This window comes from Acinetobacter sp. ANC5681 (genome assembly GCF_023488045.1).
Lineage (GTDB): Bacteria > Pseudomonadota > Gammaproteobacteria > Pseudomonadales > Moraxellaceae > Acinetobacter.
Window position 1 is genome coordinate 1 of the sequence record NZ_JAMFKZ010000016.1, and the last position, 14,898, is coordinate 14,898.

Genomic DNA, 14,898 nt, shown 5'->3' on the forward strand with positions numbered 1-14,898 from the left:
GGATTTTTCTTAATTGATATTGGCTTTAGCGAAGATGATGCATACGCCCTTTTTGCTAGAACTAAACGTGAATGTGAGGTGGCGTAAATGACTAAAGATATTGAGAGAGAGGCTTTTGAGGAAGCTTTAGCTGGAAATAAGATTCACAATCTTAAAGTTTGCACAATTTTTGATGATGAAAAAAATGAATATTTTGCTTCTGATGTATGCGATCCATCCGAAGATCATATAGTTGAATCTATAAATTTATCATGGCGTATGTGGCAAGCAGCCAAAGCCCAAGCTGTGCCTGATGGTTTTGTGGTTGTTAATCAAAAAGACCTACTTGAATTAGCTATTGCCATAAATGCAGTTGACTTAGCAACACATACCGAAAGCAAGACAAATGAAGTGCGTGAAATGTGGCAGCAGGTTGCACTCAAACTAATGGTGCTATGCACAGCACAGGAGCCAACCAATGACTAAATGTGATAATTGTGGGAGCGAAAATTTCTTTTTACTGACACGACAGAATCCAAAAGGCCAGAAAGGTATTTTTCACTGTGAGCAATGCACTGGGACTTTAGTTGATAACGTAGGTGAGGCTTTAGTTGCAGCAATTCATGGTGAAGATCAGGAGCCAAGCAATGACTGAAATTCAACAAACAAACATTGCAGTAGCTAATTTCATCATCGGTGAGCTGCACAAAGACAAGCCGTTTAATTTGAAGCTTGATGCAGGTCAAACAGGCGCTTTATACAACATAACGAACGAATCACACCACTTGCATAGTGACTTTGTGCGGAAACTGGAAGCAACATTAAGACAGCGTGTAAATAATGGTACTGGTGTGATTCTTGAGATTAATTGCAATGCTGATTTGTATTATCACGTGCTGAGTGGCTACATACTAAAGCATGACAAGTTTGGCGTGGTGGATAGTTTAGGAGAAGTGTCTTGATGGATTTTAAAGGCGGCAGCACTGTATTAACAGAAAAAGATATTGAAAATGCTATCGACAATGGCGAAGTAAAACATCTTATTCAGCATATCAAAAGTATTGTTGTTAAAAAAGCTTTGATCAAAACTCATGGCAATCAAACCAAAGCTGCTGAGCTGGTACAGATGAATCGTGGAACAGTTCGTAATATTCTTGAACGTGCGGAGGGGTGAATGATGGGAGCATTTAAATGTGTGGTTGTTCTTGATTGCGATTCACCGCCTAAAATTTTGGTTGGCCAGAGTCTTGGCGGTGGCATCGTTAAAGAGATAAAAGAAGTTCAGACAGAACTGTTATCCGCTGCACAGCTTGCTAAAAAATACAGCGTTAGCATTGATACAGTTCACAGAAAGCTTGCAGGTTTTAGTCAAGGCACGAGGGGCAAATTTCTGTTCGATTCAAAAATTGCAGATGAGATATTGGACCCAAAAACCAAACGTAGCACAGGCGGAGCTAGGCGCAAAAATTAGCGCCTAGTCATCTAGCATTTTTACTATGTCCTTGACATCTGGATTATAGTAAGTGTTCACCAAGACCTTAATCGTTTTATGCCCTGTGATTTTTGCCAGAATCTCAACTGGTACTTTGCGAGTATTCACAAGTCGAGTAATCGCTTCATGTCTTGTATCGTGAAAGTGTAAATCACTTAACCCGATTCTAGCCTTAACCCTCTCAAATTGAAGCCTAAACGCATTTTCAGACATTGGTATCAAACGATCATCATTATGTGAAATAAGCGATAGAAGTTCCCTTGCTTGCCTAGTTAAAGGCACATCCCTACTTTCGCCATTCTTTGTATCTTCAAGATGAATGTGGTCATCAAAAATATGCTTTTTACGAATCGAAAGTATTTCGCCACGCCTCATGGCTGTTTCCATTGCAAACAAAAATGCCCATGCGACATAATGACTACTAATTTTCGGAGTCTGCCCAGTCTCATATTTTAGTTCAGTAATGATTTTTTCAATTTCAGATTGAAGAATGCGCCTGTTACGTGATTTTGGTTTTTTGGGCTTCTTTAATCCGAAGAATGGATTTTCAGTTAATAAAAATAATTCCTTGTGAGCATAAGTAAAAACAGCGCTATATAAAGAAATCTCTTTTAATACTGTGCCGTCAGAGACTTCACTTTGTCGCTTGTTGCGCCAATGTGTTAAATCCTGTGCTGTAATTTTGGTAATGTCTTTATTTGCCAAACCGCCGAAGCGCTTTTCAAACGAATCAAGCTGCTCACGGATATACTTTTTTGATTTGGTATCTCGACCATGCGACTTGTAGTACATATTAAATAAATCATGAAATGTGGTTACTGTCTTTTTCTGTTCTTCTATTTGTTCTTTTGGTGTTGAGTTCAATTCGATAAGCTTATTCATAGCCCAGTGCAAACACTCTTGTTCAGTGTCTCTTGTGCAATATTCTCTTTTACCGTTTATCATTATTGATGTAGACCAACTGTTCCCACGCTGTCTAGGTTTTGGTAATTTCATTGCTGCCACCCTTATTGTAAAGTTATGTTAAAAATGAGCGCAACGTTTTATTTAAACCGTTCTGACCCATTTTTTGACACAAATCCTGACACAATGATGACACAAATCTAGCGTTATTAGCAGAATAAAATACAGCAAATAACGCAAATGACGCAAACGAAAGACATTAAAAAAGGCTTATAAGCTACTGTTTTTGCTTATAAACCTTTGATAAATATATGGTAGGTATATCCAGACTCGAACTGGAGACCTCTACGATGTCAACGTAGCGCTCTAACCAACTGAGCTATACACCTAGAATGAGAGCATAATATTCATTTTTAATCAGCTTCACAAGTTTTTTTGAGATTGTTTAATTGCGATCGCACAGACTTTAAGCAGTTTCTTAAATTCTTGAATATTTTGCTGAGTATTCTGTTCTAAAAACACAATTTTTTGATATAACACAACTACTTGATGAAATGATTTTTGATCACTATCTACACTTGATAAACGCTGCATCCAAACTTGAAATGTTTCCGCTGATCTTTTATGCAAATGTTTAGGCAATTGCTTTTGGAATGATAATACTGCTCTTTCATAATTCTCTTTTTGACTTAGATTCCTCCACCAATAGACACCAATGTAAATAAACAAAGTCGCGGCAATAGCAATAATTAATAAAAATGCATAGCTATAACCTGAATCCAATCCTAATCGAGATAGCCAATTTTTTTGTTTATCCGCATCATAGCCTACAACTTTAGCTTGCCATTGATAGCTTAAATAATCGCTCCAAATACGTATATTTGTTAAAAATTTAAATTGCTGTAGTTGCCATGAATGACTTCCCCCATTCCCCCAGATGTTTTGATATTGATTTAAATAATCTTGCATTCCTGAATCTATACGTTGTGGTGCAATGATTGCTGTAGGGTCTATTCTTTGCCATTCACCATCTAGATACACTTCACTCCAAGCATGTGCATCAAGTTGGCGTACTTCCCAACTTTCTCTATCTAATGCAAACTGCCCACCCTGATAACCTGTGACAACTCTTGCAGGAATTCCAACATAACGCATTAACATCACAAAACTAGAGGCATAATGCTCACAAAAACCTTTTCGACTATAAAATAAAAATTGATCTATACGATCACTGCCAAGTGTACCTGGTGCCAAGGTATAAACGAAGTTATGGTCTCCATACCAATTCAGCACCTTTTTAATATATTTCTCAGGCTGTTTCTGACTTTGTTCAAACAGTTGATGGGCTAATTGCTGTGCTTTTTGATCACGATCATGATCAAATCGAGTATTAAATTCAATTTGACGTGATGATAACAAAGTAGAAGATGTTGATGTACGCCCCAACCAAAACATTTGGATAGGTTGATTACGTTTAATAAGTTTAGATGGACGTATACTATCATCTTGATACAGTTGTAAATAACGTTCTTGTGGAATGGAATATTCCAACCCCATGATCCAATTTGCCTGTTCATCAGCAGCTAAGTATTGATAGGCAACTCCTTGAGAATTTGAAGTTACGCTTTTAATCTGTTGATTATAAAAACTACTGGTCCATGTTGTACCATCATACTCATCCAAAACCAAAGCACGCCAGTAAAGCTCCTGCCTATCTGGTAGTTGTCTCATATCTGCAACAACACGAAAAGCCAAAGCCGATGATTGTGATAGTTGTGCAATGTCTCCTGGAGACATACGATCACTAATCCCAGTAGTGGCTTGATTCTTTTGAATAGGAATTGCCCAAAGAGGTGGCAACCGAGGAAAGAAAATAAATAATATAATAAAGAACGGTGTCGCAATCCCGACAAACTTTAGAATTTGTTTAACATCATTTTTTAACTGATTGGATAATAATTGATGCTGGTTAAATAGACCAGTTTGAATCCGATACAACCCCATCAAACATATCACAAATGCTGAAAAAACAAGGACAGCCATCCAGAATGCCTGACTATGTAACAATAAACTGGCACTGACGAATAAGGCAAAGTTAAATACAATCAATAAATCACGAGTATTCTTGGCTTCCAAACTTTTCGCAAATAAACACGTACTTAAAAATGCGACTCCAGCTTCTACTCCCAGTAAAGTTTGATAATTTAAATAAATAAGACCCAAAGATAATAAAGAGAAAAAAACTAAAAATAAGCGTGGAAATGGTGAAATTTTTTGTTTGCTATATCGCCATACCAATATAAGCCAAATAACACCCCACAACCCACTCAATGTCACAGGAATAAAAGCCACTTGCCCAATTAATACAAATACCAATACAGCTAAAATGCAAAAATAGATTTGTTTGGTCATAATCTTAGGCCTGTGCAAGTAGAAGTTTTGCTTGAAGAAGCTGCATCTGCCCCTGACCACTTTCTAATCTTGCATATGGCAGTATCAATGCATAATCATGACCAAGTTGTTCACATTGCTCAATTAATCCCATCATAAAGCTTAATTTTTCCTCATGACTTTGTGCAGGGATTTTTTGATAATCAATTTCTAAATGTTGATGATTGGCTTGAGCCTCAAACATTTTGATAAAAAAGCCCTGCCCTCGAGCAACTTGCTTCCATGCCACATTTTGATAAGAATCGCCTTGTTGAAAGGCCCTAAGCTCCTTAAATTCATCTAAACTATCGTTCGCATTGGTTGGTTGATTTTTATGTTCTTTTTGCCAATCATGCGCTTTAGGTGCAATCCACACTTTTTGTTTTGGATATAAATAAGTCCACGCTCGCACCAAACCTAAAGGATAGGTCGAATAAATTTTCATCGCACCAAATTCAAATAAACCACGCTGCTTCGGAAAAAAAGCCAGTTCGAAGGTCTGTTGTTGCTGATCTAAATAAATTAATTGTTCTTGTTGCAGCCATTGAATACGTAAATATCGGGTCATTACCGATGGCTGATTAAAGCGAAGTTTTAAAATGAAAGGCTGATCGACTTGCCCAACTTCAGCTGCAATCAGATCAATTTGTAAAACATGCAATTGCTTGAATGTGAGATAAAAATTAATCCATAAAATTGCACTGATTAGAAAACAAAAACCTAAAATCAAATTATTTGCATAGTTAATCCCTGCAATAAAGGTAATTAGAATCAGAATGAGATATAGAAAACCCTGCTTATAAATAAAAACCAAAACATCTTTCTGTAACAGGGTTTTAGTCCCATTAACCTGAAAGCGTTTCGCAATCCACTGCTGAATCCTTTGCATAAGCCAATCTCAACTATAAGACATCAACCGATTGCAAAATTTGTTTTACCTCTATTTCGCCTAAACTTAAACGATGAGCAACCACGGCAACAAAAATGGTTTGCACATCATCAGTAGTCACAAAACTGCGACCTTCAACCAGTGCATAAGCTTGTGCAGCAGCTTTTAATGCCAAAACTCCACGTGTTGATAAGCCATGCCGTTGTTTACGTGTTTCAGCAGCCAAATCTAAAATATAATTGAGTACAGCATCACTTAGAAAAACCTGTTTTGCTAATTCACGTAATTGCAAAATATCAACTTGCGTAAATACCGCTTCTAATTGATGAATTAAAACCTGACGTGAGCTTTGTTGTAACAGTAGTTTTTCAGCTTGACGAGACGGATAACCGAGCGATAAACGCATCAAGAAACGGTCAAGTTGTGACTCAGGCAAAGCATAAGTTCCACTTTGAAATAGTGGATTCTGCGTTGCCAGCACCCAAAATGGTTGCGGTAAGTCATAATGTGTTCCATCAACAGTGACCGCACCTTCTTCCATAGCTTCAAGTAATGCACTCTGTGTTTTTGGACTACAACGATTGATCTCATCTGCCAATAAAATCTGAGTAAAAATTGGACCTTTCTTGAACTCAAATAAATGTTCTTTTTGATTAAAAATATTGATCCCAATGACATCACTCGCCAACATGTCATTGGTAAATTGAATCCGCTGAAAATGCAGCCCTGCTAGACGAGCTAAGGCACTAGCTAGAGTCGTTTTACCCAATCCTGGTAAATCTTCAAACAATACATGGCCACCTGCCAATAAACAGGTCAGCGCTAATTTAGTTTGTTGTGGTTTATCTAAAATAAGTTGATTCACTTCAACCAAAAAACGTTCGATTTTCTGAGTAAAATTTTTAATATTTTGCTCTACTTCTTGATTTTTTTGTTGTTTTTCTTGAATAGAAGCTTTTTCCATGCCCCACATAACGTAATCCTCAAACTAAAACAGTGCATGATTCAACATACACTGTTTTAGTTTTTTTTCAAAGAAATCAAATGACTTCTAGCAAGGACATTTTTTCAAATTCCCACCCGATGATGGATAACGCGCATCGATACAATGACGATAAAAAGTCTTAGCATCCATTGGCGTTAAATCTGGATGATGCGCTTGCATGTGCTTTACGTAATTTTCATAATCAGGCACACCCACCATCAAACGAAAACTTTTTTGCAAGTTTTGCCATAAAGTTGCAATACGAGACCAGTTTTTGGGCGAAAAGATCAGGTGTTTTTGCGACATGATCGTGAACTTAATGATCTTCACAATCACAGCACTTCCTTGCCTAGCAATTTTAAAATCCATCACGACTCTCCCTTCACTGTTTCTGCTGTCATTGCAGTTTCAGTAAATACGGCAGGTGCTTCATTTACTGTTGGGACAGGGCTTTGTAAAGCACGACGAATAATTCCAATTGATGCAATAATCATAACAATTGCAACAATCATAAAGAATCCACAAAGTACTGCATTAATCTGATTCGACAACACAATCGTCTGCATCTCAGCAACTGACTTCGCAGGTGCAAGTACATCACCACGTGCAATTGCATCAGAGAAACGATTCGCTTGAGCAAGGAAGCCAATCTTCGGATTTTCGTGGAAAATCTTTTGCCAACCCGCCGTCATAGAAGTAATAAATAGGAAAATCGTTGGAACAATCGTTACCCAAACATACTTCTCTTTCTTCATCTTGAATAAAATAACTGTACCCAAGATCAATGCCATTGACGCAAGGATTTGATTTCCAATTCCAAATAATGGCCATAAAGAATTAATGCCACCAAGAGGGTCCACTACGCCTTGATAAACGAAGAAGCCCCAACCTGCAACTGCCACAGACGTCCCAACCAAATTTCCAAAGAATGAACCTGATTGTTTTACTGCAGGCACAACAATCCCAACGGTATCCTGTACCATGAAGCGACAAGCACGTGTTCCCGCATCCACTGCAGTTAAAATAAATAATGCTTCAAATAAAATGGCAAAGTGATACCAAAATGCCATCATTGCACGACTATTGAAAATTTCCGAAATGATATGAGCCATACCAATCGCAAAAGTTGGCGCTCCACCAGTACGAGAAAGGATTGAACTTTCACCAACCTCCTGAGCAAGCACAGTCAGCATCTCAGGTGTAACGATAAAACCTAGATTCCGCACCGCTTCCGCAGCAGTATCTACCGTTGTACCCAGAACTGCCGCTGGTGCATTAATCGCAAAATAAATCCCTGGATCAAGTACGGTTGCGCAGATCATTGCCATGATACCGACAAATGATTCCATCAACATGCCGCCATAACCGATCATACGAATATTGACTTCGTTATCGACCAATTTTGGAGTTGTTCCTGAAGAAACTAGCGCATGGAAACCTGAAATCGCACCACAGGCAATGGTAATAAATAGAAAAGGAAATAAACTGCCTGCAAATACAGGACCTGTACCATCAACAAAATGAGTCACCGCAGGCATTTTGAGTTCAGGCATTGCAAAGATAATTCCAATCGCCAGACCTGCAATTACACCAATTTTAAGGAAGGTTGATAAATAGTCACGAGGCGCTAACAATAACCACACAGGCAATACTGACGCAATAAAGCCATAAATGATGAGTGCCCAAGTTAGTTGAGTTCCAGTTAAGGTGAACAATTGCCCCCAGTAAGGGTCTTTTGCTACATCACCACCAAAGACAATCGCCGCCATCATTAGCACAAAGCCAATGATCGAAACCTCAGCAATTTTCCCTGGGCGTAGATAACGCATGTATATGCCCATGAATAATGCAATTGGGATGGTTGCTGCGATACTGAACACCCCCCACGGACTATGCGCCAAAGCTTTTACGACAACCAATGCAAGTACCGCAAGAATAATAATCATGACACCGAGCGTACCCAACATCACAATAACACCTGCGAAAGTACCTAACTCCTGTTTTGCCATTTCACCCAAAGACCGACCATCACGCCGAGTTGAGATAAATATCACAAGAAAATCTTGTACCGCGCCTGCAATCACCACACCGACCAAAAGCCAAATGGTTCCTGGTAAGTAACCCATTTGCGCTGCAAGAATTGGCCCAACCAAAGGCCCTGCACCTGCGATAGCGGCGAAATGATGTCCAAATAAAACGTGTTTATTAGTGGGCACATAATCCAGACCATCATTCAAACGATGTGCTGGTGTTAAGCGTTTAGGATTTAATTCAAAGACTTTTGTTGCAATAAATAAACTGTAGAACCGATATGCAATGCTATAAACACAAACCGCGGCAAGAACGAGCCAAACTGCATTGACATGCTCTCCACGACTTACCGCCAAAATTCCAAATGAAATTGCACCAATGATGGCAACTAAACTCCACAGAATTTTTGAGGATAGCGTCGACTTTGCTTGTACTGTCTCCATTCAGAACCTCTCAAATACACAAGCTGTAGTTTTGGATTTCCCTTCCTATGTTTTCTTTAGAAGAAATATCTTTGTAATTCTATCTGTTATTAAAAATGATTTATCTAATACTTTGGCATAAAAAAAGGGATGATTGTTTAATCATCCCTTCGATAATCGTATAGCTTACGTAGCATTGCTACTCATTTACGATTATGCGCGCTCTAGGTAATCACCTGTACGCGTATCAACACGAACACTTTCTTCTTGCTGAACGAATAATGGAACACGTACTACTGCACCTGTTTCAAGTTTCGCTGGCTTACCGCCACCGCCAGAAGTATCACCACGTACACCTGGATCAGTTTCAACGATTTTCAACACCACAAAGTTCGGCGGACTCACTGTTAAAGGTACGCCATTGAACAGCATGATGGTACATTTTTCATTTGAATCGTCTTTTAACCATTTCGCAGCATCACCCATTGCGGTTTTGTCAGCAGCGATTTGCTCGAAAGATACAGGATCCATGAAATTCCACATTTCACCATCGTTGTAAAGATAATCCATTTCAACTTCAACAATATCAGCCGCTTCTAAAGAGTCACCTGATTTAAAAGTTTTTTCTAATACTTTACCTGAGCGAAGGTTACGTAATTTCACACGGTTAAATGCTTGACCTTTACCTGGTTTTACATATTCATTTTCCATGATTGAACATGGGTTGCCATCAAGCATAACCTTAAGGCCTGCTTTAAAATCATTTGTAGAATAATAGGCCATGAAAGGCTCACTCCAAACTTAAAACTCAAATCTATTAGTGCTAGACTACGCGCACAGCTTAGGCTATCACTATTTTAACGTATGGCATGATAAACTATTTACATCAAGAGAAAAACTGGCAATCACAACTCAGTGATCTAATTACTGATCCTTTAGAGTTGTTAAATCTGCTTGAATTATCGACCAAGCAATTATTATCAGGAGCAATACTTGCCTCTGAACAGTTTAAATTACGCGTTCCACGTGCATTCGTCGGAAAAATGCGTATTGGGGATCCATTTGATCCCTTGCTATTACAGGTTTTACCACACCATCTTGAACTTGAAGAACATCCTGAATTTGTTACTGACCCATTAGGTGAGGAAGCAGCCAATCAAATGGCTGGTGTCTTACACAAATACCAGTCTCGCTTTTTACTGACCTTAACAGGTGCATGCGCAATTCACTGCCGTTATTGTTTCCGCCGCCATTTTCCATATCAAGAAAATTTACCTAAAAATGATGATTGGCTAAATATAAAACAATATATTGAAGACAACCCTGCCATCAATGAAATCATTCTCAGTGGGGGCGATCCTTTAACTTTATCTAATCGAAAAATAGCACTTTGGATAGAGCGATTAGAATCTTTACCTCAACTCAAAATATTGAGAATCCATTCACGAGTTCCAGTTGTTATTCCCAATCGTATCGATGAAGAGCTTATTTCTATTTTAAAAAACAGTAGGCTACGCATTGTAGTAGTGATACACTCAAATCATGCTTCAGAACTTGATGATTTCACGTGTTCAAAGTTATTACAGTTATCATTACATCATATTACTGTGTTAAATCAGGCAGTTTTACTTAAAGGTGTGAATGACTCTGCAACATCTTTAACTCATCTAAGTTATCGACTATTTGAAGCGAGGGTTATGCCCTATTACTTACATGTATTGGATAAAGTAAAAGGTGCTCAACATTTTGACTTAAGATCTTCAGAGATAGATCATATATACAGTGATGTATTAGCGAGTTTACCTGGATATTTAGTTCCAAAACTCGTCAGGGAAATTGCGGGCGAAAAAAATAAAACACCGCTTTTTGGGGTTCAAACGTTCTGAGATTGATTACAATGATGAATAATGCATTTTCGGATATTTTTCAAATTCCCACTGTTTTAAGACGGGATAAACTCAGTTTTTGTGATGCAAACGCAAAAAGTTTAACAGAATGGATTTCAACCCTCTCAATTATGCAGTTGGGTGATACTTCAAAAGCATTGTTTGCAGCTTTATTAGAGCTTTGTGAATTAGATTGTTCAGAAACATTACGCTTTGATCTCATTCAGACCTTACATCCAACGATTGAAAATATTTTAGGTAGCCTAGAGAAAAATTTTTTTAATCAAGGTGTAATCAGTTCAGATCGTAATGAGCACATTATTGAACTGGCAATGCTGTTACGCTGCTATTTTGCGGCTATTTATATCAATATTGTTCGCCGCAGTAGCGAACAATTGGAAAATCGAAAATTTTCTATTTTTGCACTAAACCAAAAGAAAAATTTACATACTGCTAGAACACTTGCAACTTTCCAAGCATTACAACAACTTACGCAGCTTCTTTATCAACAACACATGTTATATAGTGAACCTGTTGCAGGACAGTGGCTCATTGCACATCAATTATACGATGCAGCAGTGACACATAAGTATCATCATGTGACTATTGAACAGGCGCAAACTAAGCCAAATAGCCTGAATAATATTGCTCAGGCCTATGCTCAATTAATTTTGATGGATATTTTTAATACCAATCAAATTCGTCAAACAGAAATTCAAGCCCTGTTTCAATGCAGTTTTGACTGGGCCAAAATGCTACAGCTCTTATCTAAAGAGACTGATTTAACTAAATACGTTGTTGATACAACTAAAGATCATCCGCCAATATACAACAAAAAACAAAGTTCAGGATTTAATCCTAATATCTTTATTAGTACAAATGGTTTACTTGATCATGTGACAGCAACATTACATAAAAATGCTGAATACATTTCTAAGAATGAAAAGATTTATCTCACACCCGCTCTAAAATTCCACGTTCAGACCATTTTAGGATCTACGGCAGAACGTCGCCATGAACGCTATGAATATTCAGCTCAACTACATATTTGTTTTGGACTCTTAACAGCCCACTTCTATTTATCCAAAGCAAAAAACTTCGGTGAAACATTACTCTTAGAACACGAGTATGGACTACAAAGCGAATCAAAATTTTTATCAACTTGGGATAAAAAAGATTCTTCTGGCAATCAAGAGTCCTCAATCCAGCGTTTAAGTCGAGAAAACAAAGCCATTTATCAAGCGGATATTTTAGATATTAGTGTTAATGGTTATCGAATTAAATGGTCAGCCGAAGTACCAAAAAATCTAAGAACTGGCGAATATATTCTTGTAAAAGAAACCACTCATGGACATTGGCGCGGCGGTGTAATTCGCTGGTTAAAGCAATCAAGTGAAAAAAGTTTAGAATTAGGCTTAGAGGTTTTAGCACAAGAAATTTTCCCTTGTGCAGTTCGCGTACAAGCAGATCGTCATATTAGCAATTATTACCCTGCGCTTATTTTAAAAAATCAAAATTTAGATGAAACTAAAACAACAATAATTTTGCCAGGCTCGCAAATTTTTCGCGAACAGCAAGCTGTTCATTTGAGATTAGGGAAAGAGGAAGTAAAAGTGTATCTGTTGACTGCACAACTAATTACCCAAAGTTTTGTTCAATTCGACTTTGAACTACTTAATGAAGAAGAACAACCCGTTCTTAATAAATTTATTGCGCAAAAAAATATGGATACAAATGACCAAGATTTATGGGAAGCATTGAAGTGAGAAATTCTTTACTCTCTAAAAAGTTGAAACGAACTGAAACGCGCTTACTCATTATTGATGATAACCAATTAAGGTATAATCAAGTTTTAGAGCTCTTTGCGCAGCAAGAACATCAAGTACAGGCTATTTTACTTGATGATTTAAAAACTTTTGAAAAACAACTGAATTTGCCTTGGGATATTGTAATTTTTGGACGTGCTTACGATCTAAAAATCGAACAAACGCTTTCTCTTATTCATGCATCCGCACAACCAAGTTTACCCATTCTACTGCTTGAGCAAGATGACTATAATTCAGCGCTATATCAAAATTACATTCATAAAGGTATTTATGATGTTGTGAACTTAAAGGCGCCAGAAGAATTTTATATCAGTATTATTAGATCACTTTCATTCAGTCGTTTAGTACAAGCAGAGCACCGTTTACTTACCGAATTAGAGGCAGCTCAAACACAAGCCCAATCACTTGTTGCTGAAACACATAAAGCAGTTGCAATTCTACAAGAAGGTATTCATATCAAAGCGAATGCTGAATATGCTCACCTATTTGGTTTCGACAGCGAAGACGACGTCATTGGCTTACCAATACTTGATATTTTACAACCTGAAGATTTAGGCCAGTTTAAATTACGCTTTAAAAGAATTTCCCAAGGCTTATTCGAACAAGCACGCTTTGAAATTCGCACCCAAAATCCCATGGTTAAGAATAATCTTTTACATGTTGAGTTCTTACCCTCTGGCAATGATGATGAAATACAACTGAATATTGAATGTGAATCAGCAGCAACTGCCACGACTACTTCAGTACAAAGTGAAAAAGCCTCTGGTATCATCTCAGCACTGCAACAAATTAATCGAAATTTAGCAAATCACCCAGCCAATGCAAATGCGCTCATCTTATTTAGCCTGAATAATTGTCCAAACGAAGTTTTTCAAACTGACTGGCGTGGAACTAAAGCTTATTTTTCAAATATTGCAAATTTCATTAAAGAACAGGTCAATGTTCCAATTTATCAAATAGAAACGGCTTTGTATGTTGGGCTTATTCAAGCTGAATCAAAAACAGTTTTAAACTCTTTGCTTATAGGCTTGAATGGTTTACAAAAACCTCAGTTATTGGTCACTGAAAACCACACTTTCCCATTACATTTAAAACTGGGCTATCAAGAACTAGACCAACAAATATTAGATGATGCTCATTTTGAGAAAATCATTTCTCAAGCATTTACGCATGCACTACCACTATTGAAAAATCCATCGATTGACAGTGATATTAGCCTGACAACTGATAAAATTTCAATGTCGATGGAAGTCAATCTTTTAGAAGAGCTCAAAAACAAATTAGATAAGGGTGATATACATTTAAAATATCAGCAGCTTTATGATAAACAAGATCAATTCACTCATACCTATGAAGTATTTGGCGGTATTATTCATAATAATCAATGGTTAGACTTGATGGATCTTAGTGATCTAAAAGATGATCATGAATTATCGGCTCAGTTAGACCGTTGGGTATTAGTAGAAGCTTGTAAACAATTACACAACTTCATTACCCAATATCCAAAAGCTAAATTAATTATTAATCTGAATCATCATATTTTATTCAATGACAGAAAATTATCCGAATTGGTCGCTAAATTATTGACAATTATTGGAAGCAAACAAGCTCATCCTTTAATTCTGCAGTTTTCAGAGCAAGCTCTTCAGCAAAATTTATCACAGGCTCAATCTCTGATTGCATCACTTCGTCAACACGGCGCTGAGATCTCTATTCGTAACTTTGGTGATTCTCTTTATAGTAACTCAATTCTTCAACAGATCGATACGCAGTATTTAAGCTTCCATCGAAAATTAGTGAAGATGCTAGGATCTGAAAAAGAAATGGCAATTCTACAAGAGAAAATTCTTCATTTTATTGCTGAAAAGCAAGTTGAGATTTTACTCACCGAACTCAATGATATGAGTTTGTTTGCGAATGCATGGAATGTCGAAGCCCGCTTCTTGCAAGGTAACTACTTCCAAAAGAAACTTGATCATTTAACGGACGTGCAAGACCAATAGAGAATCCTCCCTAACCCTCCTTTGATAAGGGGGGAATATCAAAAGGCATAAA

Annotated in this window: 15 protein-coding genes and 1 tRNA gene; 8 read left to right on the forward strand and 8 right to left on the reverse strand. The window is 37.5% G+C overall.

What is annotated here, in order from left to right:
• Nucleotides 1–87 precede the first annotated feature (87 nt).
• Genes M5121_RS10190 through M5121_RS10210 form a run of 5 tightly spaced genes read left to right on the forward strand, consistent with a single transcriptional unit; the run spans nucleotide 88 to nucleotide 1,450 of the window.
• Entirely contained in the window at nucleotides 88–465 is a 378-nt protein-coding gene (locus M5121_RS10190) for a hypothetical protein (RefSeq protein WP_249571110.1), read from the forward strand.
• Nucleotides 458–634: a hypothetical protein gene (locus tag M5121_RS10195; RefSeq protein ID WP_249571111.1), complete on the forward strand. Its 177-nt coding sequence runs from the start codon at nucleotides 458–460 to the stop codon at nucleotides 632–634. Before M5121_RS10190 ends, M5121_RS10195 begins: the two co-directional genes overlap by 8 nt.
• Nucleotides 627–941, forward strand: coding sequence for a hypothetical protein (locus M5121_RS10200; protein WP_249571112.1), 315 nt, complete (start codon nucleotides 627–629; stop codon nucleotides 939–941). The genes M5121_RS10195 and M5121_RS10200 overlap by 8 nt, the downstream gene beginning before the upstream one ends.
• The gene (locus M5121_RS10205) at nucleotides 941–1,153 is read left to right on the forward strand and encodes a helix-turn-helix domain-containing protein (protein ID WP_249571151.1); all 213 of its coding nucleotides are present in this window, start codon (nucleotides 941–943) and stop codon (nucleotides 1,151–1,153) included. The genes M5121_RS10200 and M5121_RS10205 overlap by 1 nt, the downstream gene beginning before the upstream one ends.
• Nucleotides 1,154–1,450: a DNA-binding protein gene (locus tag M5121_RS10210; RefSeq protein WP_249571113.1), complete on the forward strand. Its 297-nt coding sequence runs from the start codon at nucleotides 1,154–1,156 to the stop codon at nucleotides 1,448–1,450. It begins immediately after the preceding gene.
• A gap of 3 nt (nucleotides 1,451–1,453) precedes the next feature.
• Here the strand turns inward: M5121_RS10210 and M5121_RS10215 are convergent, their stop codons facing one another.
• The 8 genes from M5121_RS10215 to efp form a co-directional block, all read right to left on the reverse strand.
• A complete protein-coding gene (locus tag M5121_RS10215) occupies nucleotides 1,454–2,467 on the reverse strand; it encodes a tyrosine-type recombinase/integrase (RefSeq protein WP_249571114.1) in 1,014 nt (337 codons plus the stop codon).
• A 219-nt stretch (nucleotides 2,468–2,686) separates the two neighbouring features.
• Nucleotides 2,687–2,763, reverse strand: a tRNA-Val gene (locus M5121_RS10220).
• A gap of 34 nt (nucleotides 2,764–2,797) precedes the next feature.
• Entirely contained in the window at nucleotides 2,798–4,786 is a 1,989-nt protein-coding gene (locus tag M5121_RS10225) for a transglutaminase TgpA family protein (protein WP_249571115.1), read from the reverse strand.
• Nucleotides 4,787–4,790: 4 nt separating this feature from the next.
• The gene (locus M5121_RS10230) at nucleotides 4,791–5,693 is read right to left on the reverse strand and encodes a DUF58 domain-containing protein (RefSeq protein WP_249571116.1); all 903 of its coding nucleotides are present in this window, start codon (nucleotides 5,691–5,693) and stop codon (nucleotides 4,791–4,793) included.
• A 13-nt stretch (nucleotides 5,694–5,706) separates the two neighbouring features.
• A complete protein-coding gene (locus M5121_RS10235; protein WP_087537414.1) occupies nucleotides 5,707–6,666 on the reverse strand; it encodes an AAA family ATPase in 960 nt (319 codons plus the stop codon).
• A 78-nt stretch (nucleotides 6,667–6,744) separates the two neighbouring features.
• On the reverse strand, nucleotides 6,745–7,050 hold the full coding sequence (locus tag M5121_RS10240; RefSeq protein WP_171287512.1) for a YbdD/YjiX family protein: 306 nt from the start codon (nucleotides 7,048–7,050) through the stop codon (nucleotides 6,745–6,747).
• Nucleotides 7,047–9,152 (reverse strand): carbon starvation CstA family protein, encoded by a 2,106-nt coding sequence (locus M5121_RS10245; protein WP_249571117.1) that lies wholly within the window; start codon nucleotides 9,150–9,152, stop codon nucleotides 7,047–7,049. The genes M5121_RS10240 and M5121_RS10245 overlap by 4 nt, the downstream gene beginning before the upstream one ends.
• 192 nt (nucleotides 9,153–9,344) lie before the next feature.
• Complete coding sequence (gene efp, locus M5121_RS10250) at nucleotides 9,345–9,914, reverse strand: elongation factor P (RefSeq protein WP_004652839.1); 570 nt, start codon at nucleotides 9,912–9,914, stop codon at nucleotides 9,345–9,347.
• An 86-nt stretch (nucleotides 9,915–10,000) separates the two neighbouring features.
• On the opposite strand from efp, the gene epmB reads away from it, so the two are divergent.
• From epmB to M5121_RS10265, 3 genes are read left to right on the forward strand one after another with little or no spacing between them, the layout of a single operon-like run.
• On the forward strand, nucleotides 10,001–11,017 hold the full coding sequence (epmB, locus tag M5121_RS10255; protein ID WP_249571118.1) for an EF-P beta-lysylation protein EpmB: 1,017 nt from the start codon (nucleotides 10,001–10,003) through the stop codon (nucleotides 11,015–11,017).
• 11 nt (nucleotides 11,018–11,028) lie between these two features.
• Nucleotides 11,029–12,783, forward strand: a complete 1,755-nt coding sequence (locus M5121_RS10260; RefSeq protein ID WP_249571119.1) for a cyclic-di-GMP receptor FimW-related protein — start codon at nucleotides 11,029–11,031, stop codon at nucleotides 12,781–12,783.
• Nucleotides 12,765–14,846: an EAL domain-containing protein gene (locus tag M5121_RS10265; RefSeq protein WP_249571120.1), complete on the forward strand. Its 2,082-nt coding sequence runs from the start codon at nucleotides 12,765–12,767 to the stop codon at nucleotides 14,844–14,846. Before M5121_RS10260 ends, M5121_RS10265 begins: the two co-directional genes overlap by 19 nt.
• Nucleotides 14,847–14,898 lie beyond the last annotated feature (52 nt).

Bases quoted from the DNA above. Each gene is read 5' to 3' on its own strand.
- M5121_RS10190 (WP_249571110.1), top strand. From the start codon at position 88: ATGACTAAAGATATTGAGAGAGAGGCTTTTGAGGAAGCTTTAGCTGGA.
- M5121_RS10195 (WP_249571111.1), top strand. From the start codon at position 458: ATGACTAAATGTGATAATTGTGGGAGCGAAAATTTCTTTTTACTGACA.
- M5121_RS10200 (WP_249571112.1), top strand. From the start codon at position 627: ATGACTGAAATTCAACAAACAAACATTGCAGTAGCTAATTTCATCATC.
- M5121_RS10205 (WP_249571151.1), top strand. From the start codon at position 941: ATGGATTTTAAAGGCGGCAGCACTGTATTAACAGAAAAAGATATTGAA.
- M5121_RS10210 (WP_249571113.1), top strand. From the start codon at position 1,154: ATGATGGGAGCATTTAAATGTGTGGTTGTTCTTGATTGCGATTCACCG.
- M5121_RS10215 (WP_249571114.1), bottom strand. From the start codon at position 2,467: ATGAAATTACCAAAACCTAGACAGCGTGGGAACAGTTGGTCTACATCA.
- M5121_RS10225 (WP_249571115.1), bottom strand. From the start codon at position 4,786: ATGACCAAACAAATCTATTTTTGCATTTTAGCTGTATTGGTATTTGTA.
- M5121_RS10230 (WP_249571116.1), bottom strand. From the start codon at position 5,693: ATGCAAAGGATTCAGCAGTGGATTGCGAAACGCTTTCAGGTTAATGGG.
- M5121_RS10235 (WP_087537414.1), bottom strand. From the start codon at position 6,666: ATGTGGGGCATGGAAAAAGCTTCTATTCAAGAAAAACAACAAAAAAAT.
- M5121_RS10245 (WP_249571117.1), bottom strand. From the start codon at position 9,152: ATGGAGACAGTACAAGCAAAGTCGACGCTATCCTCAAAAATTCTGTGG.
- efp (WP_004652839.1), bottom strand. From the start codon at position 9,914: ATGGCCTATTATTCTACAAATGATTTTAAAGCAGGCCTTAAGGTTATG.
- epmB (WP_249571118.1), top strand. From the start codon at position 10,001: ATGATAAACTATTTACATCAAGAGAAAAACTGGCAATCACAACTCAGT.
- M5121_RS10260 (WP_249571119.1), top strand. From the start codon at position 11,029: ATGATGAATAATGCATTTTCGGATATTTTTCAAATTCCCACTGTTTTA.
- M5121_RS10265 (WP_249571120.1), top strand. From the start codon at position 12,765: ATGGGAAGCATTGAAGTGAGAAATTCTTTACTCTCTAAAAAGTTGAAA.